Here is a 21,917-nt window from a genome sequence, read left to right as displayed (position 1 = left end):
GCAGGATATGCCGCGGGCGTATCCTGCTCTATAGACTTCAGGCGTAAGGAATATTTGCCATTTTTTTATACCTTTCCGGCAATGCACCGTTCAGGTTGAGAAGTTTATCGAGAATAGCGATCGCAGGCGCATTGTTTGCGCGCTCTGAATCTACTATCGCTGCACGCAATATAGTGGCAGCCGACGTGACGTTCTGAAAGTATGCCTCGGACTCGGGCGTTTGTAATTCACCTGAAAGGGCGTAACGCACCAGCGGCCATCCTGAAAAATCCAGTACGGGAAGGGGCTCACCTTCTTTTGGCAGATTAGCGGCGAGCAACGCCTCAGCTTGCATGGGGTCGTTGTGAGCGGCACACAGAATGTGAAGGCGATGCACAAAGGCCGCAAGGGCGACATCGTTCTCTTTTTCTGCTGACAGCGATTCCAGCAGTGCCGATAAATTGGCGCCGGATGAATATTCATCTAGTGAGACCAGCTTCATTAAATGAAATATAACGTCAAGCGTCATGTTTGCTCCCTGAACATTTATCAATTTTGAAGGATGATATTTCAGGGACGTCGCGTTTGAAAAACGACAAATAGTCAGAATCAATGTGAGTTTAACTCAACATCACAAAAAGGCCCCGTCAGGGGCCCGATCTTGATTAACCACAACGGGATCAGAAGCGGTATTGCAGACCCGCGGTAATGGTATAGTTGCGGTTTGAAATACCGGCAGCATCTCCGCCAATAGAGCCCGATTCGCCAGTATTGGTATCAATAATCTGCGTACCGCCTTTACCTTCTTCGTAACTGCTATAGGTAAATTCTGCGAACACTTTGGCGTTCGGCGTGACGTAATAACCTGCGTCAACCGACGCACCGTAATAGCGGGAATCAGAGGTCTTCTCACGGAAGGTCAGATCGCGCATATAGTGCTCGTCGTTGTCATGCGCGCGTACCCAGTCACTGAATTTAAACAGGGCATTGAATTCAAAATCATTGAAACGGTACTGACCCGCCAGACCAATATACGGCATGGAGAAGCGCTGGCTATAGCCAATACCGCGTTCACCTGCCGGGAAGTTGCCCGTATTGGTGCCGTTATCATAATTATAAGAGCCACCGGTCGCCGTCCAGCTGAAGCGCGTTTCCTGATAACCTGCGGTTACGCCAGCTTTATAGTTATCGCCCTGGAAGATCCAGCCTTTAACGTTGAGATCGTATTCATTGGCGTAATTGACGTTGGTCGCAGGATGGGATGAATGGTCTGTCCAGGAGGATTGTTTTGCATTCATCCAGTCGTAGTCATCCATATGACCCGAGCCTGATGCCAGAGACGTCCAGCCGCGGGCGTTCAGTGTCAAAAATGAATAAGCATCCCAGGAAATATCGCCTTTCAGAATGGCGACATTTTTGATTTTCCAGTCGAGCTGGCTGATTTTTCTTCCTGTGACTTCGTCGTACACCATTTCATGGGATTTTCCGCTCAGCATCCCGGCAGAGGCTGAAACCGATAAACTTTCCGGTGAAAAATCCGGTATGGCTTGTGCGGATCCTGCATATACTGCCCCTGAAAACGCGGCCATCATCATTCCGGCAATAATGTTTTTTGTCATTTTAATTTCCCTAAATCAAATTTAATCAATGCCTTGCAGACAAATCTTAAAAGTCATACAAATAAGAATCAACTGCCAGTTTTGGTATTTTTTTATTATTTGACCCAGGGAGCGATATTTAACTTTGGGCCGCCTCAGTGAGGCGGCGAAAGGTGGGATGAATAAACATTGAGTCGGTGCAAAATAGCTGTCGGTAATTAAAAATGCACTCCCGGATGTAATAAACTTAACGCATTCTCCCCGTTAATTTGAAACGCTACTCGCAGGACGGATCCTGAACCAGATCGCATACATCGCCGGCAGGAAGACCAGGGTGATGATCGTTCCGCCCAGCGTCCCGCCAATCAGCGTATAGGCCAGCGTCCCCCAGAATACGGAATGTGTCAGCGGTATGAATGCCAGCACGGCGGCCAGGGCTGTCAGTAACACCGGCCGTGCCCGCTGGACGGTTGCTTCGACCACCGCATCGAACGGGGCGAGACCTTCCTTCTGGTTATGCGTAATCTGCCCGATAAGAATCAACGTATTTCGCATAAGAATGCCCGAAAGCGCAATCAAGCCGACAAGTGCATTGATCCCAAAAGGTTGATTGAACAGCAGCAGCGTGGGAACCACGCCGACAAGGCCCAGCGGGGCAGTCAGAAAGACCATCACCATCGCCGAGAGAGATCGCACCTGCACAATGATGATCAGTAACGTCAGGGCTATCATTATCGGGAACAACGGCACCATGGCCTGTGTGGCTTTACCTGATTCCTCAATTGAGCCTGCCATCTCAATGCGGTATCCGGGCGGGAGCGTATCAATAATCGGTTTTAGCTGTTTCATGATCGCCACCGACACATCCGGTGGCTGAAGATTGTCGGCGATATCTCCGCGCACGGTAATGGTGGGCGTGCGGTCGCGACGACGCAGGAGCGGATCTTCCATTTTGACCTCAATCTGACCGATTTGCGACAGCGGCACCCGCTGTCCCGCACTGCCAACCAGGGTAAACCCGTCGATCTTCGCCGGATCAAGACGAATATCGCCCGCAGCGCGTCCAGTAACCTGTACAGCGCGAATATCTTCACGCACGGCAGTAATTGGTACACCCGATAACAGGAACTGGAGCTGCTGAGCCACGCTATTTGAGGTCAAGCCGGTAGCCTGCAGACGGTTCTGATCGAGGGTGAAATGGAGTGTGGGCACCCGTGAACCCCAGTCGGTGTTGACGGTTCTCATCATCGGGCTGGCCTGCAGAACGCCTTTAACCTTATCGGCGATGTCGCGAAGCGTATCGACATCGGGCCCCATCACACGCCAGGCAACCGGGAAGGGGGAGTAGGGGCCAAACACCAGTTGTGTGACACGCACGCGCGCTTCCGGCGCAAGCCCACCGGCGACCGCTTCCCGGAGCCGGAACTTGAGCGCCTCGCGTGACGTCTGGCTGTCCGTCATCACCACGATTTTCGCAAAAGAGGGATCGGGTAATTCAGGTGCCATGGCCAGGTAAAAACGTGGTGAACCCTGCCCGACGTAGGCGGTCACGATGCTGGCTTCCGGCTGCTGTTTTAACCACGCTTCGATTTTCGCCGTTGCGGCGCTGGTCTGCTCAATTGAGGTGCCATAAGGCATCTGCACTTCCACCAGCACTTCAGGGCGGTCGGACGTTGGGAAAAACTGTTTTTTTACCAGTCCCATACCCACTACGGCCAGGGTAAAAATGAAGACCACGGAACCGGCCACGATCCACTTTCTGGCAATCACCCGGGCCAGCAGCTGGCGAAAGCGGTTATAGCGCGGGGTGTTATAGATGGCGGCATGGCCCCCTTCGACTTTGGCGATATCTGGCAGGATCTTAACGCCAAGATAGGGCGTGAACACCACCGCAACCAGCCAGGAGGCAATCAGGGCGATACCGACAATCCAGAACATATTGCTGGTGTATTCCCCGGCGGTCGACTGGGCGAACCCGTTTGGCATAAAGCCAATCGCCGTCACGAGGGTACCGGCCAGCATGGGGGCGGCGGTATGGCTCCAGGCGTAAGCGGAGGCTTTGATTCGGTCGTAGCCTTCCTCCATTTTCACCACCATCATCTCAATGGCGATAATGGCATCATCAACCAGTAAACCCAGAGCAAGGATCAGCGAGCCCAGCGTTACGCGGTCAAAGTTTATCCCCGCCGCCTCCATCACCACGAAGACGACTGCCAGCGTCAGGGGAACCGCCGCCGCGACGACCACGCCCACGCGCCAGCCCATGCTGACAAAGCACACCACCATCACCACAAGCAGGGCGACGAAGAATTTGATCATAAATTCATCCACCGACGAGCGGATATTCACGGACTGATCGGTGACTTTGGTCAGGGTCATTCCCAGCGGCAGGTTCTCGTTGATCTTAGCCGTTTCGGCATCCAGCGCTTTCCCCAGCGCCAGACCGTTCCAGCCCTCCCGCATCACAATACCTAACAGCAGCGCCGGTTCACGCTGGTTACGGATCAGCAGCGTGGGAGGATCTTCATAACCGCGTTCAACCGTTGCCACATCAGACAGCCTGAGCGTTTTACCCTGAGCGACCAGCGGCGTATCGCGGATCTTCTGCAACGTATCAAAAGCACCATCAAGGCGAATAAAGATCTGTGCACCCTGTGTTTCTATGGAGCCTGCTGGCGTGAGAACGTTCTGACTGTTCAGCGCGTTGAAAATATCCTGCGGCGCCAGCCCCATCGTTGCCAGACGGTCATGAGAGAGGGCGATATAAATCCGCTCGGCCTGTTCGCCGATGATGTTCACTTTTTTGACGCCAGGCACGTGCAGGAGCTGCTGGCGCAGGCTTTCAGCATCACGCACCAGCAGACGCTGCGGTTCACCCTTTGCCTTCAACGCAAAGAGGGCAAAGGTGACATCCGCAAACTCGTCATTGATCATCGGGCCCATCACACCTGCCGGGAGATTTTTGCTCTCATCGCCAAGCTTTTTGCGCGCCTGATAGAACTCTTCCTGCACCTCGGAGGGGGGCGTCATGTCCTGTAAGGAGAGGGTGATAAACGCCATGCCCGGGCGGGTATAGGTTTCGGTGCGGTCATACCACCTGAGTTCCTGCAGCCGTTTTTCCAGCGGTTCAGCAACCTGATCCTGCATTTCCTGCGCGGTTGCGCCGGGCCAGACGGTAATCACCGTCATTTGCTTTACCGTGAAGGGCGGATCTTCAGCCCGTCCCAGTCCAAAGAAGGCGTAAATACCGGCAAGCGTCACCAGAATAATCAGAAACAGCGTGATTGCACGCTCGCGCACGGCAAGCGCTGAGAGGTTGAAGCGTCCGTCGCTCATGGCTGACTCCCCGCCTGAGCCGTACCGCGTTGTTCAGCCAGACGGACAGCTTCACCGTCATGCAGAAGATGGGCGCCCAACGCCACAATTTTCTCGCCCGGCTTGACGCCGCCCGTCACCTGCGCGGCATCGTCGCTCACGCTCAGCACGTTGACGGGCTGCCACATCACTTTTGCGGGCTGCGCGGAGATCCGCCACACGCCGGGCCCTTTGCCTGCATCGTACAGAGACGCCAGCGGAATCTGCATTACCTGACGTTCAGCATTTTGTTCGATATACAGGGTGACGGTCGCACCCAGCGGCGCGTTAGCCAGCGAGCCTTCCAGCACATAGCGTGCTTCATAAGTGCGGGTGATGGTATCGGCTGCATCAGAGAGCAGGCGCAGTGTCGCGGTAACAGGCTGTGCCTCGCTGCCATAACGCGTTGCCAGCGCTTCACTACCGACGGCAGGGCGCAATGTCTCTGGCAACTGAACGAGCGCCTCGCGTTGCCCTGAGCGGGCCAGTCTGATCACCGCCTGACCCGCACTGACCACCTGCCCGGGTTCAGCAAGCGTCTCCATGACCACGCCGTCGGAATCGGCCAGCAGCACGGCATAGCCGGTCGCATTTTGCGCGACGGTGGCCTGAGCGCGTGCGGCACTGAGTTCAGCTCTGGCGGCATCCGCCGCGGCTTTTATCTGGTCATACTCCGAGGCAGAGACAGCACCTGTTGCCACCAGGCCGCGATAGCGCGCCTCATCACTGGTGGCTTTTCTCGCCCTGGCCTGGGCGGCATCCACCGCCTGCTGCTGTGCTTGTGCCTGTAACTTCAGGTCAACCGGATCCAGACGCATTAACGGCTGGCCCTGCTTAACGGTCTGTCCCGTATCAACAAGGCGTTCAAGGATTTTGCCCTGAACCCGGAAACCGAGATCGCTTTGCGTTCTGGCAACGACCACACCCGTAAACGCGCGGGACGCATCGTTCGCCGGTTCAACGGAGGCGGATCTGACAAGCGGTGGCTGGGTGCGCGGATCGTCGGTGGCGGGGTTATCACCGCATGCCACCAGGGCGAAAGGGAGGAGACAAACGGCAAAACGGGCGGAATGAAGCCTGAGCATGGGGAAACCTTAATGTATCAAAGGACGGTTTCCGCATTCTCAGACTAGTGACCAATAAAGTCAATGGTCACTGTTCAGGGGGCCAGGCTTCGTAAAATCAGGGAAGGGAGGAGGAGTGCTGCGGTCGGGGCGGTTTCGAGGTTATATTGCAACTGCACGGGGTTGATGAAAGGGCACATCACCATGTATATGGCGTAGGTCACCTCATCCAGGGGCGTTTTTCTTTCGAACTCCCCGCTTTGTCGGCCTTCAACAATGATGCTCTCAATCAGCTTCATCAGGCTCTCGGTATACCGCTCGGTAGACGGCCACTTATCCCGCGCGGCAACGGCGGCGATATCATAAAGTTTACGATCGTGGAAAAAGAGTTCGCTGCCAGCCTCGGTTAACGCCCGGAAAAGGCGGCGCATTTTTTCACTGGCCGACGGCGCGTCGGCGATGGCTGTTTCCACTGCCGTCATGATCAGCGCCAGGCGGTTAGCGCAGATAACCTCGCCAATTGCCTGTTTGGAATCGAAAAATTTATAGATATAGGCTTTTGAAAAACCGATGGATTTAGCCAGTTCTGCCACGGTGGTTTTTTCATAGCCATAATGGCCGAAGTGCTCAAAAGCCGCTTCGACGATTTGCTCGCGGACAGAGTGGTCAAGGGGACCACGCGTGGATGGAGTGTTCATATTTTTCGTCATTATTTCAGCTTAGCGCGACGGGCATCAGTTGACAACGAGTGACCATCATGTGATTTGGTCACTCTTTTAATCATGTATTTTCAGTGCTGTGAGCCAGAGTGTATCACTCTTTGCCCGGAGTTATTGCACAAGCCCGGAGAGATGAAAAATCCTATAACCCCAGATCGCTCAGGGACGGGTGATCGTCCGGGCGTCTGCCCAGCGGCCAGTGAAACAACCGTTCAGATTCCTTGATGGGCATATCGTTGATACAGGCAAAACGCCGCTTCATGAGGCCGTCCGGCTCGAACTCCCAGTTTTCATTGCCGTAAGAGCGGAACCAGTTGCCTGAATCATCATGCCATTCATAGGCATAGCGCACGGCGATGCGGTTGTCGGTAAATGCCCAAAGCTCTTTTATCAGGCGATAATCCAGCTCTTTCTTCCATTTCCGCTCAAGGAACGCCTGCGCCTCCGCGCGGTTCGTGGCGAACTCCGCACGGTTACGCCACTGCGTGTCCAGCGAATAGGCCAGTGCGATTTTTGCCGGGTCGCGGCTGTTCCAGCCATCTTCTGCCAGCCTGACTTTTTCAATGGCGCTTTCACGGGTAAACGGCGGTAAAGGGGGGCGTGTGTTCATCTCGGCTACCTCGGGTTGATAGTATGTAGACAGGTCTGTCTACTTGCGTTAATCTATGCCTGTAAATACCGTCTGTCAACACACTGTTTGAGGCCAGATAAGCGTGAATACTCTCACTACGAATAACGATCAAAAAGTCAGCGTCAGAGATAAAATATTACTCACCGCGCACGAACTCTTTTATTCCACCGGGTTCAGAGCAACGGGCGTTGATACGCTTATCAAACAGGCGAAAGTGACTAAAGTAACGTTTTATCGCCATTTCCCGAGTAAGAGTTTGCTTATTCTTGCCTATCTGCAATATCGGCACGAGCTGTGGATTACCTGGTTTGAAACCACGCTTCGACACTATCTCGAAGAGGGGCGGGCTGCATCGGATGCATTAGCTGCAACGCTTAACGGGTGGTTTATTTCCCCGTTGTTTCATGGCTGTGCGTTTATTAATGCCAGCGCAGAAGCAAAATCAGAAGACAATGAAAGTGAAATAAAAGCCATTTGCCGCAACCATAAATCTGAAACCCGGGAAAAAATTGCCTCCCTCACCGGTATTGCCGATGAGGCTATTAACACGCAGATTTTAATGCTGATAGACGGTGCCATCATACATGCGCAAATGGGTATGGATACCAAAGAGGTGGTCAGCCAGTTGCGAAGGGGACTTGAAGCGCTGATACCGCGCTAATTACGGCTTTGCGTGCGCAGCCAAACCTCGGGAATGGCTGCGCCGTACGATTCAGATCTTAGTGAGGCTTTGCAGGAAATCGTCCACCTGCTGAGGAGTGGCTGAATCGGCCTGATAGAGGATATCGAGCGTCACGTTTTTAAGGCCACAGAAGCCAAACACCCCTTCAACAATCTGGGTCTGAATAGCTCCGGAATAACCGTGCTTATCGAACCCGGCCAGATCGCTGCCCGCCGTTGCGACCAGGCGCACGGGCACATCACGTAAATTACCCACGATGCGACCATCTTCAGCCACTTTATAGGCCCAGTTCACGGTCAGCACCCGATCAAACCAGCCTTTCAGAAGGGCGGGAACGGACCACCAGTAAATCGGGAAGACAAATACCAGCATATCCGCGCGCTCGACACGCTGCTGCTCGCGCAGCACCTCGTCCGGCAGCGCACTGACATCGCCGTGGTAGAGGTCAAGGTCGGGTCGAATCATGGTCGGGGAAAAACCTTCGGCATGCAGATCGGCTATTTCAACCTGCGTACCCTGTTCCTGTAACTTCCCGGCAATTCGCTGCGCGAGGGATTGGGATAACGAATTTTCGACCGGGTGAGCCGTCACGATCAGGGCAGTATTGATGACGTTTGATGCAGACATAGAGACCTCAACAGGGTGAGTGAAGATGCCTCTATGTTACTATTGGTAACTTAACTGTCAATCTGGCAGGGCACTCATTTTGTGCTTTCCAGATAGGTATTGAGGACGCCGGTCATCGCACCGCTGAGCATCTCTTCGGCAACGTTACGCGCGAGGATCCCATTTCCGGCAGCCGTACTGAGCGCATCCGCGGCCCCAATAATGGCCGTCAGGGCCGCTTCACCTGTTACCCCTTGCAGCACAATAAAAGGGGAAAGCGCCATCCGCAGGCAGTCTGCGCAGTCGGCCACGCAGGCCTCGCGGAAAATCTGCAGCGCCCGCGAGCCGGACAGAGCCGCCGCTATGGGGCCCGTTTCGGGGCCCGCAGAAATCGCGCAGTCGATATACGCGGCGCTGAAAAAACGGATCGTCTGTGCCAGCGTTTTATTGTCTCTGTTCAACGTCTCGCGAAATTTCTTGAGCTGCCTGTCGCTGAAGTCCTGGTAGAGTGCCATCAGCAGCCCTTCACGATCGCCAAAATGATCGTAAGGAATGGGTTTGGTGACGTTGGCGCGCTCGGCCAGGAAACCCAGCGTAAGGGCCTCAGTGCCTTGCTGGCGCACAATTCCGCGCGCGACTTCCAGCAGCTGTGCGCGGCGTTCTTCTTTTCTTAAGCGCTTAACAACCATCTTTTCCTCAAATCAGTTAACTACTAAAGGTAGTTTACAAGCCTTACTGAACGGATGAGAAGCTCATTGTGCGGCTTTTTCCCGCTGAGCCATGTCGAGCACGCTGGCGCTTGCCGGGTCGAACAGCGCAAGGCTCTCAATCTGGTTGAGCATAATCACCTTTCTGAAATCCATCGCACTTCTGGGCTCAGAGTCGAGGGTGATGTCATGCCCGTCATACCATTTGCTGTAGTTATTTTCGATGCGAAAATTCATCGTCTGGCGATCGCGATAGCCACTCAGCATGGGAATAAGCACGATATTGGCCGTTTTCTCATATTCCAGCGTCGCCGTATGGATCATGCCGACATAGATACGCCCCGACCGTAGCGTCACCTGCGCCAGCTCGCCTTGCTCCATGCACTGATAAAGCAGTTGTTCAATCCCGCTCGCCTGCGCCAGGCGCTTATAGAGCTTTTTCCTGCCTTCACCGTCCAGTCGGGCGCTGCCCGCCCAGTTTGAGCGGTAAAGACAAAACAGGATGGCGAAGGCCAGCATCACCACTACGGGCGCCTGGATGCCCAGGAAACTCCAGTTCATAAAGTCCATCTGCCAGTCGGCATAACGCTCTGACGTAAAGTGGAAGGTGTTGTCAGCCGCGGAGAGGGCGAGCAGCAGCAGCCAGAGCAGCCCGGTGGCGATCACGCCTTGCAGAACGAAGATCGAGCCGTAAAGGGCAACCAGAAAATAGACATCCCAGCCGAAGGAGCGCTTGATTTTGAAGCGGGTAGAGAGGTCGCGGCTGGTGTACCAGTACCCGCAGACCATCAGCACCATAAATATCGCCGTTCCCATATTACGCCCTCTTTAACGCATTGACGTGGCGCAGAAAATCCTGGCGTACCTCGTTGCTTTTATAGTTCACCGAGGCATTACCATCCTGGTCGATGATAATCCGGTCGCCATCCTCAACGGCTTCAATGATTTCCTGCTGACTCATCACCTGAAGTAACGATTCCGGGCTGGAGAAAAGGGAGAGAAAGAAACGTCTCATGGCATGTCATCCTTATGAATAAAAAGAATAAGCCTGGAAGAGAACGGGGGAATTTACCTTAGGGTTAACCTGAAAAAGTAGCCCGATGACGGTCAGACCTTATTGCGCCTCAACTACTGGCACGAAAGTAACTTACCCAACCAACTGATAATTAAAATAATAAAAATATATTTCTGCACAAACTTGGACAAATAACTCGAATTGTGTAAGTTTTAATTATGCGCTTACGCTACGTTGTTTACCGCCAGGATGTGACCCATGAACCTTTTGCCTGAAGTCATCAGTCGGTTTGTTGATTACTACACCGCGCTGGATTCCCAGCCGCCCTCGGCGCTGGCGGGGCTTTACCATCCCGATGCCACGCTTACCGATCCGTTTGGTGAACATAACGGCCTGTTCGCCCTGCAGCGCTATTTCACCCATCTGCTGGCGAATGTCGAACACTGTCGTTTCACGCTTGATTCCCCTTTGATCGGCGAGCATCGCTTTGTTGTCACCTGGGTCATGCACTGGTCGCACCCGCGCATTGCCGGTGGCGAGCCTCTGGAACTGCCTGGCTGCTCCGTGGTGGACGTGGAAAAGGATCGGATTATTCGCCAGCGGGACTACTACGATGCCGGAGAGATGATCTACGAACATCTGCCTTTGCTTGGCTGGGCGGTTCGCGGCGTGAAGCGGAGGGTAAAATCATGATGACGGTCCTGATCACCGGCGCCAGTTCAGGCATTGGGGCGGGGCTGGCGCAATCTTTTGCCCGTGACGGTCACCATGTCATCGCCTGCGGGCGGGATCCGGCGCGTCTGGAAGCCCTGCATCAGCACAGTTCAAACATTACGGTACGCCTGTTCGATATGACAGACAGGGACGCCTGTCGCCAGGCGCTGACGGGCTGCGCGGCCGACCTGACGATCCTCTGTGCCGGAACCTGCGAATATCTGGAACATGGCGTGGTGGACGCCGCGCTGGTAGAGCGGGTGATGACCACTAACTTTCAGGGGCCTGTCAATTGCCTCGCCGCGCTGCAGCCGCAGCTTGTGGCCGGTAACCGTGTGGTGCTGGTGAGCTCTATGGCTCACTGGCTGACGTTTCCACGCGCTGAAGCGTACGGCGCATCCAAAGCCGCGCTCACCTGGTTTGCGCAGAGCCTGCGTCTCGACTGGGAGCCAAAAGGGATTGCAGTCACCGTGGTATCGCCCGGTTTTGTCGACACCCCGCTGACCCGCAAAAATGATTTCGCCATGCCGGGCAGGGTGAGCGTTGAAGAGGCGGTAAAAGCCATTCGCCGTGGCCTGGAAAAAGGGAAAAACCACATCGCGTTTCCAGCGGGATTTGGTCTGACGCTGCGGCTGCTTTCCGGGCTGCCAGCGTTCTTACAGCGTGCACTGCTGCGCAGGATGGTGCGCTCATGAAGATCGCCATTATCGGCAGCGGCATCGCCGGGCTGACCTGCGCCTGGCGCCTTGCCGGCCATCATGAGGTCACCCTGTTTGAAGCCGGTGCCACCCCCGGCGGCCATACCGCCACGGTTGACGTGCCGACGCCACAGGGTACCTACGCCATCGACACCGGTTTTATCGTCTACAACGACCGCACCTATCCGCGCTTTATGGGGCTGCTTAGCGAGCTGGGCATCAGCGGGCAAAAAACGCAGATGAGCTTCTCGGTACACAATCCGCAAAGTGGGCTGGAGTACAACGGCCACACCCTGACGACGCTCTTTGCACAACGTCGTAACCTGGTGAACCCGGCGTTCTGGCGTTTGCTTGGGGAGATTGTCCGTTTTAATCGCCTGGCGAAACAGGCTCTGAAAGAGGACGTGGAGCCCGGCGCGACGCTGCAAACGTTCCTGGAACAGCATCGCTTTACGCCGTTCTTTGCGCGTCATTATATTCTCCCGATGGGGGCGGCCATCTGGTCGTCGTCGCTACAGGAGATGAAACGTTTTCCGCTGCCGCTCTTTTTACGCTTCTTTGAGAATCATGGTCTGCTGGATATCACTCAGCGCCCGCAATGGTACGTGGTGCCCGGCGGCTCGCGGGAGTATATCCGCGCTATTCTGGCACAGCTGGGTGACCGGCTCACGCTGCACCTCAACGCGCCGGTGCAGCGGGTAAGCCGTGATGCACAGGGGGTCACCCTCCATCTTGAAGAATCGAGCCACCGTTTTGATCAGGTGATTTTTGCCTGTCACTCCGCCCAGGCGCTGACCATCCTCGACGCACCTTCCGCCGCTGAGCAGGAGGTGCTGGGCGATATTGGCTGGCAACGTAACGAGGTGGTGCTGCACAGCGATCCGCGCTGGCTGCCGGTGCGTCAGCGCGCCTGGGCCAGCTGGAACTACCGCCTGAGCGAACAGGATCAGGCCAGCGCCTGCGTAACGTACAACATGAATATCTTGCAGGGGCTGCCCGCCGGTAGCCCGCTGTTCTGCGTCACCTTAAACCCGGAAACGCCAGTGGACGAACGCTTCGTGCTGCGGCGCTTCGTGTATGAACATCCACTGTTTAACCCGCAAAGCTGGCGGGCACAGGCGCGCCGCAGCGAAATCAACGGTCACCAGCGGAGCTGGTTCTGCGGCGCGTACTGGTACAACGGCTTTCATGAAGATGGCGTGCGCAGCGCGCTGGACATCGTTAATGCGATAACAGCCGGGGAGGGAAACCGATGAACAGTTGCCTCTATCACGGCGTATTACGCCACCGCCGTCTCCAGCCGAAAACGCATGAGTTCAGCTACGGCGTCTTTATGGCCTGGCTCGATCTCGACGAGCTGGATAAGTTGCCCACCGTTGGCGTGCGGCGCAACCGGTTTGCCGCCGCATCGTTCCATGATGCGGATTATCCGCTGGGTTCGCCGCTTAAAGAGAACGTGCTGAATCGGCTGGAAAGCCTGACCGGCGAACGTCCTGAGGGGCGGGTGATGCTCCTGACGCAGCTGCGCTACTTCGGCTTTCATTTTAATCCCGTCAATTTTTACTACTGCTATGACCCGGCAGAGACGCTGCGCTGGGTGCTGGCCGAAGTGCGCAATACGCCCTGGAACGAACGACATTATTACGCCGTCAATGGTCAGCACGCCCAGCCCACGGAGAAAGCCTTTCACGTTTCTCCGTTTAACCCCATGGACATGATTTACCACTGGCGCTTCAACAACCCGGATAACACGCTGCATATGCACATTGAAAATCATCAGGCGTCAAAGGTATTTGATGCCACGCTGGCGCTTCGCCGCGCGCCGCTGACCCGCCCGGCACTGCGTGGACTGCTGCTGCGTATTCCGCTGATGACGCTCAAAACCGTTTTCGCGATTTACTGGCAGGCGCTGCGGCTGTGGCTTAAGCGCGTGCCTCTGTATAACCATCCTGTCAGCAGGAGTGAACGCTCATGACCGATCCTGTCTTTGCGCTTGAACCCGATATCCCGCGCAACGTTCGCGTCGCGCGCTGGCTGCTCTTTCGCGTGCTGAGCGGCCTTCGTGGCGGCTCGCTCACGCTGCGTGAAGGGGCGCAGACCTTTCATTTCGGTGAGCTGTCTGCCGCGCTGCATGCCGACGTTGAGATCCTCAGCCCGGGCGTCTACTGGCGCGTCCTGACCGGGGGCAGTCTGGCCGCGGCGGAAGCCTGGATGGACGGCGAATGGGAAACCACGCAGCTCACGCCGCTTCTGCAACTGCTTGCGCTAAACAGCCAGGTACTGGGGCGGCTCGAAAACGGGTTCCGCCTGCTTGGCAGACCGCTGGAGCGGCTTCGCCACTGGACGCGGCGCAACTCCCGGGCGCAGGCGCGGGAAAACATTGCGGCGCATTACGATCTGGGTAACGCGTTTTATGCCCATTTTCTGGACAAGGAGTTGCTCTATTCCAGCGCGCTGTTTAGCGGGGAGGAGCAAGATCTTGGCGACGCGCAGCGGGCGAAAATGGCGCGTCTGTGCGAACAGCTGGCGCTGAACCCAAGCGATCATCTGCTGGAGATTGGCACCGGCTGGGGGGCGATGGCGGAATACGCGGCCCGTCACTACGGCTGCCGGGTGACCACCACCACGCTGTCGCAGGAGCAGTATCGCTGGGCGACAGAGCGGATCGCCCGGGCCGGTCTGCAGGACCGCGTTGAGGTGTTGCTCTGCGACTATCGCGATTTAACCGGCGAGTACGACAAGCTGGTGTCGATTGAGATGATTGAAGCTGTCGGGCAACGCTATCTGCCAACGTTCTTCCGCACATGTCAGGCGCGTCTGCGTCCGGGTGGGCGCATGGCGATCCAGGCCATCACCATTCAGGATCAGCGGTATCGCGACTACAGCAAAAGCGTGGATTTTATACAGCGGTATATCTTCCCCGGCGGCTTTTTGCCGAGCATAACGGCGATGAATGCGCTGATGACGCGCCATACCGATTTTGTGGTGCGCAACCTGTTTGATATGGGGCCGGACTACGCGCGCACGCTGGCGCACTGGCGTCAGCGCTTTCTCCATGCCTGGCAGGAGATTGAAAAACTGGGATTTGATGAGCGGTTTCGTCGGATGTGGCTCTATTACTTTGGCTACTGCGAAGCCGGGTTTAACGCCCGCACCATCAGCGTGGTGCAACTGACCGCCGAGCGCGTATGAAACGTTACGTGCAGGTTTTCGCCCTGGCTATCGCGTTCGATCTCTACTGGACGCTGGTGGTGCTGTTTCGCGAGCGTGGCCTGATTATCTGGTGCGTGCTGGCGATCTTCGCCTGCCTGATGTTGCCGCCTGCACACCGCGTTTATGCCATTCTGCTGGCACTCGCGGGCACTCTGCTGGATGCACTCTGGGCGCTGACGGGGCTGATCGCCTTCACCGGTGAATCGCTGATGCCCGTGTGGATGGTGGCGCTGTGGCTGATGTTTGCCACCGTCTGGACGCAGCTCACCCGCACCACAACGTTACCCGGCTGGATGCTGATGCTGCTGGCTTCCGTGGGCGGTCCGGTGGCGTATCTTATCGGTGAGCGGCTCGGTGCCATCGCCTTTCTGGAGCCAATCTTTATCGTCGTCAGCTGGATGGTGTCGGGCTGGCTGGTGCTGATGCTGTTTTACCACCTGCTGACAGGGAGGCAACAATGAGAGCCGCACTCCTGTTCCTCTGGCTCATCACCCTGACGCCTTTCGCCCAGGCCGCCGACTGGCTTGGCTGGCGTAAGGTGGGGGATGCCACGCTGACCTGGGGGCCTTTCACCGTTTATACCTCCCAGTTGCGCACCCCTGAAGGGCGCTACACCGGCAAGATGAAGGATCAGGCGCTCATTATCACCTACGCGCGTGACATCGACAGTGAAGACCTGGTCGAGGCAACCCGCGACCAGTGGCGAGCACAGGGGGTTTTGCAGCAGGAACCGCAGAGCGAAGCCTGGCTGCAAATGCTTGCCTCGCTGTGGCCGGATGTCGGGCCGGGGGCGCAGCTGGCGTTCGTGCTTAACGATAAGCAAGGACAGTTTTGGTACCGCGCGCCTGCCGCATCGGGCACTTTCAGACCCCTGGGGCCGCCTCAGTCGCAAGCGTTCAGCACCCGTTTTCTGGGGATCTGGCTTGATCCCCGCACGCAATACCCTGAGCTGCGTCAGCAGTTAATCGGAGGACAACAATGAAACGTTTTTTGATCATGGCGCTGGGTGCGACGATGTTGCTGGCAGGCTGCAGCACGGACGTGACGGAGTACCGCCAGCAGCAGCCGCGGCTTGATATATTCCACTATTTTCAGGGCAAAACGGAAGCGTGGGGGATGGTGCAGGATCGCAGCGGGAAGCAGCTCCGCCGCTTCCACGTGGAGATTGCCGGGGACGTGATTGGCGACACGCTGACGCTGAATGAACATTTTGTCTACGACGATGGTGAAAAACAGCAGCGGGTATGGCATATCCGCCGCGTGGCGACCGATCGTTATGAGGGCACGGCGGGCGATATTGACGGCGTGGCGACGGGGCAGGCGGCGGGCAATGCCTTCAACTGGCGGTACAGCATGAACGTGAAGGCCAACGGCAGCACCTGGCTGCTGCACTTCGACGACTGGATGTACCTGCAGGATGGTACACACCTGTTTAATAAAACCGAGATGAAGAAATTTGGCGTCACCGTCGCCACGGTGACGCTGTTCTTTACTCGCAAGGCGTAACGTTACTCGTGGGGAGGGGCGTTTTTACTGCCTGAGTAAATGAAAAACAGCGCAATACCCAGGCAGAGGACAGCGGCCAGTCGGCTCATCGAAAACGGAATGGCCGCATTGCCCAGCCAGCCAAAGTTATCAATCAGCATACTCATGGTGAGCTGACCAAAAATCACCGCGACCGTGGCGACGGCGGTGCCGATGCGCTGCACCGCCACGACCATGATCACAATGTACGGCACGCCAAACATCGCCCCGAGAAGCTGCCATTTCGGCACGTCCAGCAGGGTGACTGTCTGTTTTGGTTCAAAGAAAAAAATCAGCAAGGCGGTGACCAGCGCGCCAACGGAGAACGTCAGGAACGCGCTTTTGAATACGCCCACGCGGCTGCCGAATTGCCCGTTGATCGCCGCCTGAATGCTCAGCGTCGCGCCGCCGCACACGGCCAGAATAATCATCATCAGTGTCATCGTGTTACCCCTGTGCGACCAGAATCAGTGCCGCAATAATAAAACCCAGCGCGACGATCCGTTTCGCGTTGATCTTCCTGTGCGGTGTGCCCAGCAGACCGTAATGGTCGATCAGCAGGCTTTTAAAAACCTGCCCCGCCAGAATGCCAATCATCGTCAGGGCGATGCCGATGGCCGGGGTGGCGAGGGTCAGGATCACCACGTACACCGGGCCAAGTACCCCGCCGAGCAACTGCCAGCCGGGCTGGGCAAAAAACGACGGGCTGTTGCGCGGGCTGAAGAACAGCATCAGCAGAAACGTCAGCGCGGCCCCGACGCCAAAAATGCTGAACGTGGCCCATAAATCACCGACTTTTCCACCCAGCGGCCCCAGCAGGCCAGCCTCTACGGAAAGCCCCATCCCCCCGGCAATTACCAGTAAAATCAAAACAAGCTGCATTGTTATTCCTCCGTTTTGCAGGCGGAGAAGATTACGTCGGTCTGGTCATGAGAAAAATGCCATAATGCAGGAAACACCTTTGCAGGATATGCACGAATGTACGACGCCGGGAGCATGAACCTCCGTTCGCTGAAGATTTTTATCGCGGTTTTTGAAGCCGAAAACTTTTCCGTGGTCGCGCGCCGCGAGGGCCTTTCCGCCTCGCAGGTTTCGCGCATTATCCACCAGCTTGAGGACGCACTCGGCCAGCAGCTTTTTTACCGCAATACCCGGGCGGTGATCCCCACAGAAAGTGGTCATCTGTTTATCCGCTATGCCAGGGAGATGATGACGAGTTTTGAGGAGGCTCGTCGGGAGCTGGATGCACGTTCAACGGAGCCTTCCGGCACGATCCGCATTAATGCACCGGTCTTTTTCGGCCAGCGGCACATTGCGCCAGGGCTGCCTGGTCTGACGGCGCGCTATCCGCGGCTGAATATCGAGCTGACGCTGACCGATGATTTTATCGACCCGCACAAGAATGCCGCCGACGTGATCTTTCGCATCGGCGTGCTGACGGACTCCACCTTTCACGCGCGCATTTTTGGTCAGCAGCGCTACCATCTGGCCGCCTCGCCGGACTATCTGCGACAGCACGGCGCGCCGCAAGGGCCGGACGATCTGGCGCATCATAAATGCCTGGTCTACCGTGGTTCGTCGGGGCCTAACCGCTGGCTGTTGCGCGGTGCGGGGGAGGAGTGGGTGCACTACCCGGTGATGCCATTAATGACGTCAAATAATGCGGAATCGCTGCTTGCTGCCGCGCTGGGCGGGATGGGAATTGTGCTGTTTCCGGACTGGCTGATTGGCGACCGCGTGCAGCAGGGCGAACTGGTCGCACTCCTGCCAGGGCTGGAGTGCGCCATTCATACGGAGCCCCTGAATATTGCGGCGATCTACCCAAACGCGCGGCATCCGCCCCTTAACGTCAGGGCGGTGATTGATCATTACGTCGGGTGTTTCGGTACGCCGCTCTACTGGCAAACGCAGGGCAGGTGATTACGCGCCAAGCTCGTTGCGGATAATCGCGGCTCCGGCGCTCAGCGCCTTCAGCTTACCGTTGGCAACCTGACGGGAAAGCGGCGCCATACCGCAGTTGGTTGACGGGTAAAGCTTGTCGGCATCGACAAACTGCAGCGCTTTACGCAGGGTGTCAGCCACTTCTTCCGCGGTTTCAATGGTGTTGGTTGCCACGTCGATGGCGCCTACCATCACTTTTTTGCCGCGGATCAGCTCCAGCAGATCCATCGGCACGCGGGAGTTGTGACACTCCAGCGAGATGATGTCGATATTCGATGTCTGAAGCTTAGGAAACGCCTCTTCATACTGACGCCATTCTGAGCCAAGGGTCTTTTTCCAGTCGGTATTGGCCTTGATGCCGTATCCGTAGCAGATGTGTACCGCTGTTTCGCATTTCAGCCCTTCAATGGCACGTTCCAGCGCCGCAATCCCCCAGTCGTTGACCTCATCAAAAAAGACATTAAATGCCGGCTCATCAAACTGAATGATATCGACACCTGCGGCCTCTAACTCTCTTGCCTCCTGATTGAGGATTTTAGCGAACTCCCAGGCCAGCTTTTCGCGGCTTTTATAGTGCGCGTCGTAAAGGGTGTCGATCATGGTCATTGGCCCCGGCAGGGCCCACTTGATTGGCTTATCCGTGAGCTGGCGTAAGTATTTTGCGTCGTCCACGAACACCGGTTTTTGACGCGCCACGGCGCTGACCACCGTCGGCACGCTCGCATCGTAGCGGTTACGAATGCGCACGGTCTGACGGTTTTCAAAATCCACGCCGCTGAGGTGTTCAATAAAGGTGGTCACAAAGTGCTGGCGCGTCTGTTCGCCATCGCTGACGATATCAATCCCCGCGCGGATCTGCTCATCAAGCGATAAACGCAGTGCATCCTGCTTACCGGCCAGTAACTCCTGATCCTCTAATTTCCACGGTGACCACAGCGTTTCAGGTTGTGCAAGCCAGGTGGGCTTAGGCAGGCTGCCAGCGGTTGACGTCGGGAGCAATGTTTTCATATGTATAACCCTTTTAAATTCGATTAATTAACGCGCGTAGTTATCAGACCACTGCTCGAGTACGTGTTTGTAAGGCTTAATAAATTGTTCTTCCGTGAATTTACCCTGCTCAATGGCCAGCTGGCTGCGTTCGACACGGTCATAAACAATTTTGGTTAATGAGTGATCCTGCTGATTCAGGTCGGGGCGATAGCAGTGTCCTGCTGCCGAGTTAGCGTTATAAATTTCCGGGCGATAGATCTTCTGGAACGTCTCCATCGTGCTGATGGTGGCGATCAGTTCAAGATTGGTGTAATCACTGAGCAAATCGCCGGTGAAGAAGAAGGCAAACGGCGCCACGCTGTTTTCAGGCATGAAATAGCGTACCTTCAGGCCCATTTTCGCGAAGTACTGCTCCGTCAATGACTCGCCATCCGGCGTGTACTCAATGCCCAGCACCGGGTGCTGGTTACCCGTGCGACGATAAGTGTCTTTGCTGGACACGCTCAGGCAAATCACCGGTGCTTTTTTGAAATTCTCCCGGTATTCCGGTGAATTAACAAAATGGCGGAAGATATTGCCGTGCAAGACACCAAACTTCTCCGGAATGGTGAAATGGGGCTGGTTTTTATTATGCTCCAGCAGCAGGACGCTGAAATCGTAATCGCGCACGTAAGAGGAGAAGTTATTGCCGACAATACCGTCGATGCGTTCGTTGGTTTTTTTATCGACGATTGTGGTTTGCAATATTTCAATGGCCGGGAAGGTTTTCTCCGCACCAATATTCAGATCCACAGAGACGATCTCAAGCTCGACCGCGTAACGATCGGCATTGGGGTTATCCCAGCGCGCCAGGGCGTTAAAGCGGTTATTGATCATCACCAGAGTATTACGCAGGTTCTCCTGACGCTTTTCCCCGCGGGCGAGGTTGGCAAAGTTGGTGGTCGTACGCGTATTCTCTGACGGGTTATAATTTTCATCGAAGCAACTGCGCTTAAGGGTAAATGTAAAAGCTTTACTCATCTTGGTTATGCATCCTAAGTTCATGTTGCCAGGAAGTTATCAATGCATAATTTATGCCTGACGCGGTGGCGCAGGGGAAGTGACTTAATTTCACAGCAACATGAGCGAACTTCATGAACTGCTCAGTTCCAGTTATACTGCCCAAAATTTCCAACCGGTTTAAACACACTCATGACAAAACTCACCTTACAAGAGCAGATGCTGAAAGCGGGCTTAGTCTCCAGCAAGAAAATGGCCAAAGTTCAGCGCACGGCCAAGAAATCCCGCGTGCAGGCGCGTGAGGCCAGAGAGGCGGTAGAAGAGAACAAAAAAGCGCAGCTTGAGCGTGACAAACAGTTGAGCGAGCAGCAAAAACAGGCCGTGCTCGCCAAAGAGTTTAAGGCGCAGGTGAAGCAGTTGATTGAGATGAACCGCATCACGGTGGCAAAAGGCAACATCACCTTTAACTTCACCGACGGCAATCTGATCAAAAAAATCGAGGTGGATAAGGCAACCCAGACCCAGTTGATTAACGGTCGTCTGGCCATCGCGCGTCTGGTGATTAACGCTAATGGCGACTACGAATACGCCATTATCCCGGCGGTGGTGGCGGATAAAATTGCCCAGCGCGATGCCGACAGTATTGTGCTAAACAGCGCCCTGAGTCAGGAAGAGCAGGATGAAGACGATCCGTATGCCGATTTCAAAATCCCTGACGATTTGATGTGGTAAGACGGCTCAGAACGGTGCGGCGTGACGGGCGTTAACCGGCTCGCCGCTCACCGGATGAATAAAATTCAACTGACTGGCATGCAGCATCAGCCTCGGCGTTGTTCCGCTGCCAGGCCACGCCCGTCCCCCATATAAATCGCAGCCTAAAATCGGGTGGCCCAGCAGCTGACAGTGAATGCGCAACTGGTGGGTTCGCCCGGTTTCAGGCGTCAGTTCTACCCGCGTGAGCGGCATCGCCGCGTTTTGATGCAGGCGTTCCACCACCCGATAGCGGGAACGGGCGGGTTTGCCGTTAACGGCACAGATCGACATCAGCGGAAACAGCGCCGGATCTTTGGCAATCGGCGCATCAATCACCCCTTCATCGTTTTCCAGGTGGCCGCAAAGCAGGGCACTGTAGACTTTTTCCACGCTGCGCTGGCTGAACTGCTGGCACAATGCGGCGTTGATCGCCTTATTACGTGCAATCACCATCAGGCCGGACGTGCCAAAATCCAGGCGATGCACCAGCGTGCAGCCAGGGAAGTTTTGAACCAGACGATAGTGCACCGAATCGAGATTTTGCGGATTTTTACCCGAGAGGCTAAGCAGACCGGAAGGTTTATTGATCAGCAGCAGATGTTCATCCTGCCAGAGGATCTCAATGTCGTCATGACACGGTGGGGCAATAAAAGAATCAATAATCGCAGACATCAGGCCGCCCGGCTGGAGAGTGGGAGCGGATGATAACGAAATGCGGGAGAAAAGAAAA

The 21,917-nt window shown here is 55.8% G+C and carries 26 protein-coding genes; 11 read left to right on the top strand and 15 right to left on the bottom strand.

All coding sequences use genetic code 11. From position 1 onward, the window contains the following. Positions 1-37: 37 nt before the first annotated feature. The 6 genes from VF709_RS05440 to VF709_RS05415 all read right to left on the bottom strand — a co-directional run bounded on the left by VF709_RS05440 (position 38) and on the right by VF709_RS05415 (position 7,324). Positions 38-508 carry a hypothetical protein gene (locus tag VF709_RS05440; protein WP_149896404.1) on the bottom strand — a complete coding sequence of 157 codons (471 nt, stop codon included), beginning with the start codon at positions 506-508 and terminating at the stop codon, positions 38-40. A 151-nt stretch (positions 509-659) separates the two neighbouring features. After that, on the bottom strand, positions 660-1,598 hold the full coding sequence (locus VF709_RS05435) for an omptin family outer membrane protease (protein ID WP_038419343.1): 939 nt from the start codon (positions 1,596-1,598) through the stop codon (positions 660-662). 243 nt (positions 1,599-1,841) lie between these two features. After that, on the bottom strand, positions 1,842-4,913 hold the full coding sequence (locus VF709_RS05430) for an efflux RND transporter permease subunit (RefSeq protein ID WP_149896403.1): 3,072 nt from the start codon (positions 4,911-4,913) through the stop codon (positions 1,842-1,844). Further along, the gene (locus VF709_RS05425) at positions 4,910-6,016 is read right to left on the bottom strand and encodes an efflux RND transporter periplasmic adaptor subunit (protein WP_440231032.1); all 1,107 of its coding nucleotides are present in this window, start codon (positions 6,014-6,016) and stop codon (positions 4,910-4,912) included. The genes VF709_RS05430 and VF709_RS05425 overlap by 4 nt, the downstream gene beginning before the upstream one ends. 74 nt (positions 6,017-6,090) lie before the next feature. Further along, on the bottom strand, positions 6,091-6,705 hold the full coding sequence (locus VF709_RS05420) for a TetR/AcrR family transcriptional regulator (RefSeq protein WP_014831802.1): 615 nt from the start codon (positions 6,703-6,705) through the stop codon (positions 6,091-6,093). A 151-nt stretch (positions 6,706-6,856) separates the two neighbouring features. Next, positions 6,857-7,324, bottom strand: coding sequence for a nuclear transport factor 2 family protein (locus tag VF709_RS05415; RefSeq protein WP_013096727.1), 468 nt, complete (start codon positions 7,322-7,324; stop codon positions 6,857-6,859). 103 nt (positions 7,325-7,427) lie between these two features. Here VF709_RS05415 and VF709_RS05410 point away from each other — a divergent pair, with 103 nt between their 5' ends. Next, entirely contained in the window at positions 7,428-8,006 is a 579-nt protein-coding gene (locus tag VF709_RS05410) for a TetR/AcrR family transcriptional regulator (protein WP_149896401.1), read from the top strand. Between the two features lie 51 nt (positions 8,007-8,057). On the opposite strand, the gene VF709_RS05405 is transcribed toward VF709_RS05410, so the two are convergent. The 4 genes from VF709_RS05405 to VF709_RS05390 all read right to left on the bottom strand — a co-directional run bounded on the left by VF709_RS05405 (position 8,058) and on the right by VF709_RS05390 (position 10,355). Next, positions 8,058-8,654, bottom strand: a complete 597-nt coding sequence (locus VF709_RS05405) for an NAD(P)H-dependent oxidoreductase (protein WP_058682573.1) — start codon at positions 8,652-8,654, stop codon at positions 8,058-8,060. 74 nt (positions 8,655-8,728) lie between these two features. Next, positions 8,729-9,322 (bottom strand): TetR/AcrR family transcriptional regulator, encoded by a 594-nt coding sequence (locus VF709_RS05400; RefSeq protein WP_038980560.1) that lies wholly within the window; start codon positions 9,320-9,322, stop codon positions 8,729-8,731. A 63-nt stretch (positions 9,323-9,385) separates the two neighbouring features. Next, positions 9,386-10,156 carry a hypothetical protein gene (locus tag VF709_RS05395; RefSeq protein WP_038980562.1) on the bottom strand — a complete coding sequence of 257 codons (771 nt, stop codon included), beginning with the start codon at positions 10,154-10,156 and terminating at the stop codon, positions 9,386-9,388. Position 10,157: 1 nt separating this feature from the next. Beyond that, positions 10,158-10,355, bottom strand: coding sequence for a hypothetical protein (locus VF709_RS05390; protein WP_013096722.1), 198 nt, complete (start codon positions 10,353-10,355; stop codon positions 10,158-10,160). Positions 10,356-10,613: 258 nt separating this feature from the next. Between VF709_RS05390 and VF709_RS05385 the strand changes: the two genes are divergently transcribed. Genes VF709_RS05385 through VF709_RS05350 form a run of 8 tightly spaced genes read left to right on the top strand, consistent with a single transcriptional unit; the run spans position 10,614 to position 16,486 of the window. Continuing rightward, positions 10,614-11,048: a nuclear transport factor 2 family protein gene (locus tag VF709_RS05385; RefSeq protein WP_440231031.1), complete on the top strand. Its 435-nt coding sequence runs from the start codon at positions 10,614-10,616 to the stop codon at positions 11,046-11,048. Then, a complete protein-coding gene (locus tag VF709_RS05380; protein WP_020688135.1) occupies positions 11,045-11,764 on the top strand; it encodes an SDR family NAD(P)-dependent oxidoreductase in 720 nt (239 codons plus the stop codon). The genes VF709_RS05385 and VF709_RS05380 overlap by 4 nt, the downstream gene beginning before the upstream one ends. Beyond that, positions 11,761-13,023: an NAD(P)/FAD-dependent oxidoreductase gene (locus VF709_RS05375; RefSeq protein ID WP_149896399.1), complete on the top strand. Its 1,263-nt coding sequence runs from the start codon at positions 11,761-11,763 to the stop codon at positions 13,021-13,023. Before VF709_RS05380 ends, VF709_RS05375 begins: the two co-directional genes overlap by 4 nt. Further along, positions 13,020-13,742 carry a DUF1365 domain-containing protein gene (locus tag VF709_RS05370; protein WP_038419351.1) on the top strand — a complete coding sequence of 241 codons (723 nt, stop codon included), beginning with the start codon at positions 13,020-13,022 and terminating at the stop codon, positions 13,740-13,742. The genes VF709_RS05375 and VF709_RS05370 overlap by 4 nt, the downstream gene beginning before the upstream one ends. Beyond that, a complete protein-coding gene (locus VF709_RS05365) occupies positions 13,739-14,959 on the top strand; it encodes an SAM-dependent methyltransferase (RefSeq protein ID WP_038419352.1) in 1,221 nt (406 codons plus the stop codon). The genes VF709_RS05370 and VF709_RS05365 overlap by 4 nt, the downstream gene beginning before the upstream one ends. Next, positions 14,956-15,441 (top strand): DUF2878 domain-containing protein, encoded by a 486-nt coding sequence (locus VF709_RS05360; RefSeq protein WP_440231028.1) that lies wholly within the window; start codon positions 14,956-14,958, stop codon positions 15,439-15,441. The genes VF709_RS05365 and VF709_RS05360 overlap by 4 nt, the downstream gene beginning before the upstream one ends. Beyond that, positions 15,438-15,962 (top strand): hypothetical protein, encoded by a 525-nt coding sequence (locus VF709_RS05355; protein WP_038419354.1) that lies wholly within the window; start codon positions 15,438-15,440, stop codon positions 15,960-15,962. Before VF709_RS05360 ends, VF709_RS05355 begins: the two co-directional genes overlap by 4 nt. Continuing rightward, on the top strand, positions 15,959-16,486 hold the full coding sequence (locus VF709_RS05350; RefSeq protein WP_040023249.1) for a DUF3833 domain-containing protein: 528 nt from the start codon (positions 15,959-15,961) through the stop codon (positions 16,484-16,486). The genes VF709_RS05355 and VF709_RS05350 overlap by 4 nt, the downstream gene beginning before the upstream one ends. Positions 16,487-16,488: 2 nt before the next feature. Here the strand turns inward: VF709_RS05350 and VF709_RS05345 are convergent, their stop codons facing one another. Continuing rightward, positions 16,489-16,947, bottom strand: a complete 459-nt coding sequence (locus VF709_RS05345) for a DMT family transporter (RefSeq protein WP_440231027.1) — start codon at positions 16,945-16,947, stop codon at positions 16,489-16,491. A 4-nt stretch (positions 16,948-16,951) separates the two neighbouring features. Continuing rightward, positions 16,952-17,386, bottom strand: a complete 435-nt coding sequence (locus VF709_RS05340; RefSeq protein ID WP_013096712.1) for a DMT family transporter — start codon at positions 17,384-17,386, stop codon at positions 16,952-16,954. Between the two features lie 96 nt (positions 17,387-17,482). On the opposite strand from VF709_RS05340, the gene VF709_RS05335 reads away from it, so the two are divergent. Then, on the top strand, positions 17,483-18,424 hold the full coding sequence (locus tag VF709_RS05335) for a LysR family transcriptional regulator (protein WP_038419357.1): 942 nt from the start codon (positions 17,483-17,485) through the stop codon (positions 18,422-18,424). Here the strand turns inward: VF709_RS05335 and VF709_RS05330 are convergent, their stop codons facing one another. Next, a complete protein-coding gene (locus VF709_RS05330) occupies positions 18,425-19,453 on the bottom strand; it encodes a methionine synthase (protein WP_013096710.1) in 1,029 nt (342 codons plus the stop codon). Between the two features lie 27 nt (positions 19,454-19,480). Next, a complete protein-coding gene (locus tag VF709_RS05325) occupies positions 19,481-20,455 on the bottom strand; it encodes a DUF1852 domain-containing protein (protein ID WP_013096709.1) in 975 nt (324 codons plus the stop codon). Between the two features lie 171 nt (positions 20,456-20,626). Between VF709_RS05325 and VF709_RS05320 the strand changes: the two genes are divergently transcribed. Continuing rightward, entirely contained in the window at positions 20,627-21,166 is a 540-nt protein-coding gene (locus tag VF709_RS05320; RefSeq protein WP_149896398.1) for a DUF2058 domain-containing protein, read from the top strand. Between the two features lie 6 nt (positions 21,167-21,172). Here VF709_RS05320 and VF709_RS05315 read toward each other — a convergent pair whose 3' ends face one another. Further along, positions 21,173-21,859: an RluA family pseudouridine synthase gene (locus tag VF709_RS05315; protein WP_038419359.1), complete on the bottom strand. Its 687-nt coding sequence runs from the start codon at positions 21,857-21,859 to the stop codon at positions 21,173-21,175. Between the last annotated feature and the right edge of the window lie 58 nt (positions 21,860-21,917).

Source organism: Enterobacter sp. Lyrl_3 (assembly GCF_051948675.1).
GTDB classification, from domain to species: Bacteria; Pseudomonadota; Gammaproteobacteria; order Enterobacterales; family Enterobacteriaceae; genus Enterobacter; species Enterobacter cloacae.
This window is presented reverse-complemented; position numbering and strand designations above follow the sequence as displayed.

Bases quoted from the DNA above. Each gene is read 5' to 3' on its own strand.
- VF709_RS05425 (WP_440231032.1), bottom strand. From the start codon at position 6,016: ATGCTCAGGCTTCATTCCGCCCGTTTTGCCGTTTGTCTCCTCCCTTTC.
- VF709_RS05320 (WP_149896398.1), top strand. From the start codon at position 20,627: ATGACAAAACTCACCTTACAAGAGCAGATGCTGAAAGCGGGCTTAGTC.
- VF709_RS05440 (WP_149896404.1), bottom strand. From the start codon at position 508: ATGACGCTTGACGTTATATTTCATTTAATGAAGCTGGTCTCACTAGAT.
- VF709_RS05420 (WP_014831802.1), bottom strand. From the start codon at position 6,705: ATGACGAAAAATATGAACACTCCATCCACGCGTGGTCCCCTTGACCAC.
- VF709_RS05330 (WP_013096710.1), bottom strand. From the start codon at position 19,453: ATGAAAACATTGCTCCCGACGTCAACCGCTGGCAGCCTGCCTAAGCCC.
- VF709_RS05340 (WP_013096712.1), bottom strand. From the start codon at position 17,386: ATGCAGCTTGTTTTGATTTTACTGGTAATTGCCGGGGGGATGGGGCTT.
- VF709_RS05415 (WP_013096727.1), bottom strand. From the start codon at position 7,324: ATGAACACACGCCCCCCTTTACCGCCGTTTACCCGTGAAAGCGCCATT.
- VF709_RS05345 (WP_440231027.1), bottom strand. From the start codon at position 16,947: ATGACACTGATGATGATTATTCTGGCCGTGTGCGGCGGCGCGACGCTG.
- VF709_RS05325 (WP_013096709.1), bottom strand. From the start codon at position 20,455: ATGAGTAAAGCTTTTACATTTACCCTTAAGCGCAGTTGCTTCGATGAA.
- VF709_RS05365 (WP_038419352.1), top strand. From the start codon at position 13,739: ATGACCGATCCTGTCTTTGCGCTTGAACCCGATATCCCGCGCAACGTT.
- VF709_RS05405 (WP_058682573.1), bottom strand. From the start codon at position 8,654: ATGTCTGCATCAAACGTCATCAATACTGCCCTGATCGTGACGGCTCAC.
- VF709_RS05335 (WP_038419357.1), top strand. From the start codon at position 17,483: ATGTACGACGCCGGGAGCATGAACCTCCGTTCGCTGAAGATTTTTATC.
- VF709_RS05390 (WP_013096722.1), bottom strand. From the start codon at position 10,355: ATGAGACGTTTCTTTCTCTCCCTTTTCTCCAGCCCGGAATCGTTACTT.
- VF709_RS05315 (WP_038419359.1), bottom strand. From the start codon at position 21,859: ATGTCTGCGATTATTGATTCTTTTATTGCCCCACCGTGTCATGACGAC.
- VF709_RS05430 (WP_149896403.1), bottom strand. From the start codon at position 4,913: ATGAGCGACGGACGCTTCAACCTCTCAGCGCTTGCCGTGCGCGAGCGT.
- VF709_RS05385 (WP_440231031.1), top strand. From the start codon at position 10,614: ATGAACCTTTTGCCTGAAGTCATCAGTCGGTTTGTTGATTACTACACC.
- VF709_RS05375 (WP_149896399.1), top strand. From the start codon at position 11,761: ATGAAGATCGCCATTATCGGCAGCGGCATCGCCGGGCTGACCTGCGCC.
- VF709_RS05400 (WP_038980560.1), bottom strand. From the start codon at position 9,322: ATGGTTGTTAAGCGCTTAAGAAAAGAAGAACGCCGCGCACAGCTGCTG.
- VF709_RS05350 (WP_040023249.1), top strand. From the start codon at position 15,959: ATGAAACGTTTTTTGATCATGGCGCTGGGTGCGACGATGTTGCTGGCA.
- VF709_RS05360 (WP_440231028.1), top strand. From the start codon at position 14,956: ATGAAACGTTACGTGCAGGTTTTCGCCCTGGCTATCGCGTTCGATCTC.
- VF709_RS05355 (WP_038419354.1), top strand. From the start codon at position 15,438: ATGAGAGCCGCACTCCTGTTCCTCTGGCTCATCACCCTGACGCCTTTC.
- VF709_RS05380 (WP_020688135.1), top strand. From the start codon at position 11,045: ATGATGACGGTCCTGATCACCGGCGCCAGTTCAGGCATTGGGGCGGGG.
- VF709_RS05435 (WP_038419343.1), bottom strand. From the start codon at position 1,598: ATGACAAAAAACATTATTGCCGGAATGATGATGGCCGCGTTTTCAGGG.
- VF709_RS05395 (WP_038980562.1), bottom strand. From the start codon at position 10,156: ATGGGAACGGCGATATTTATGGTGCTGATGGTCTGCGGGTACTGGTAC.
- VF709_RS05370 (WP_038419351.1), top strand. From the start codon at position 13,020: ATGAACAGTTGCCTCTATCACGGCGTATTACGCCACCGCCGTCTCCAG.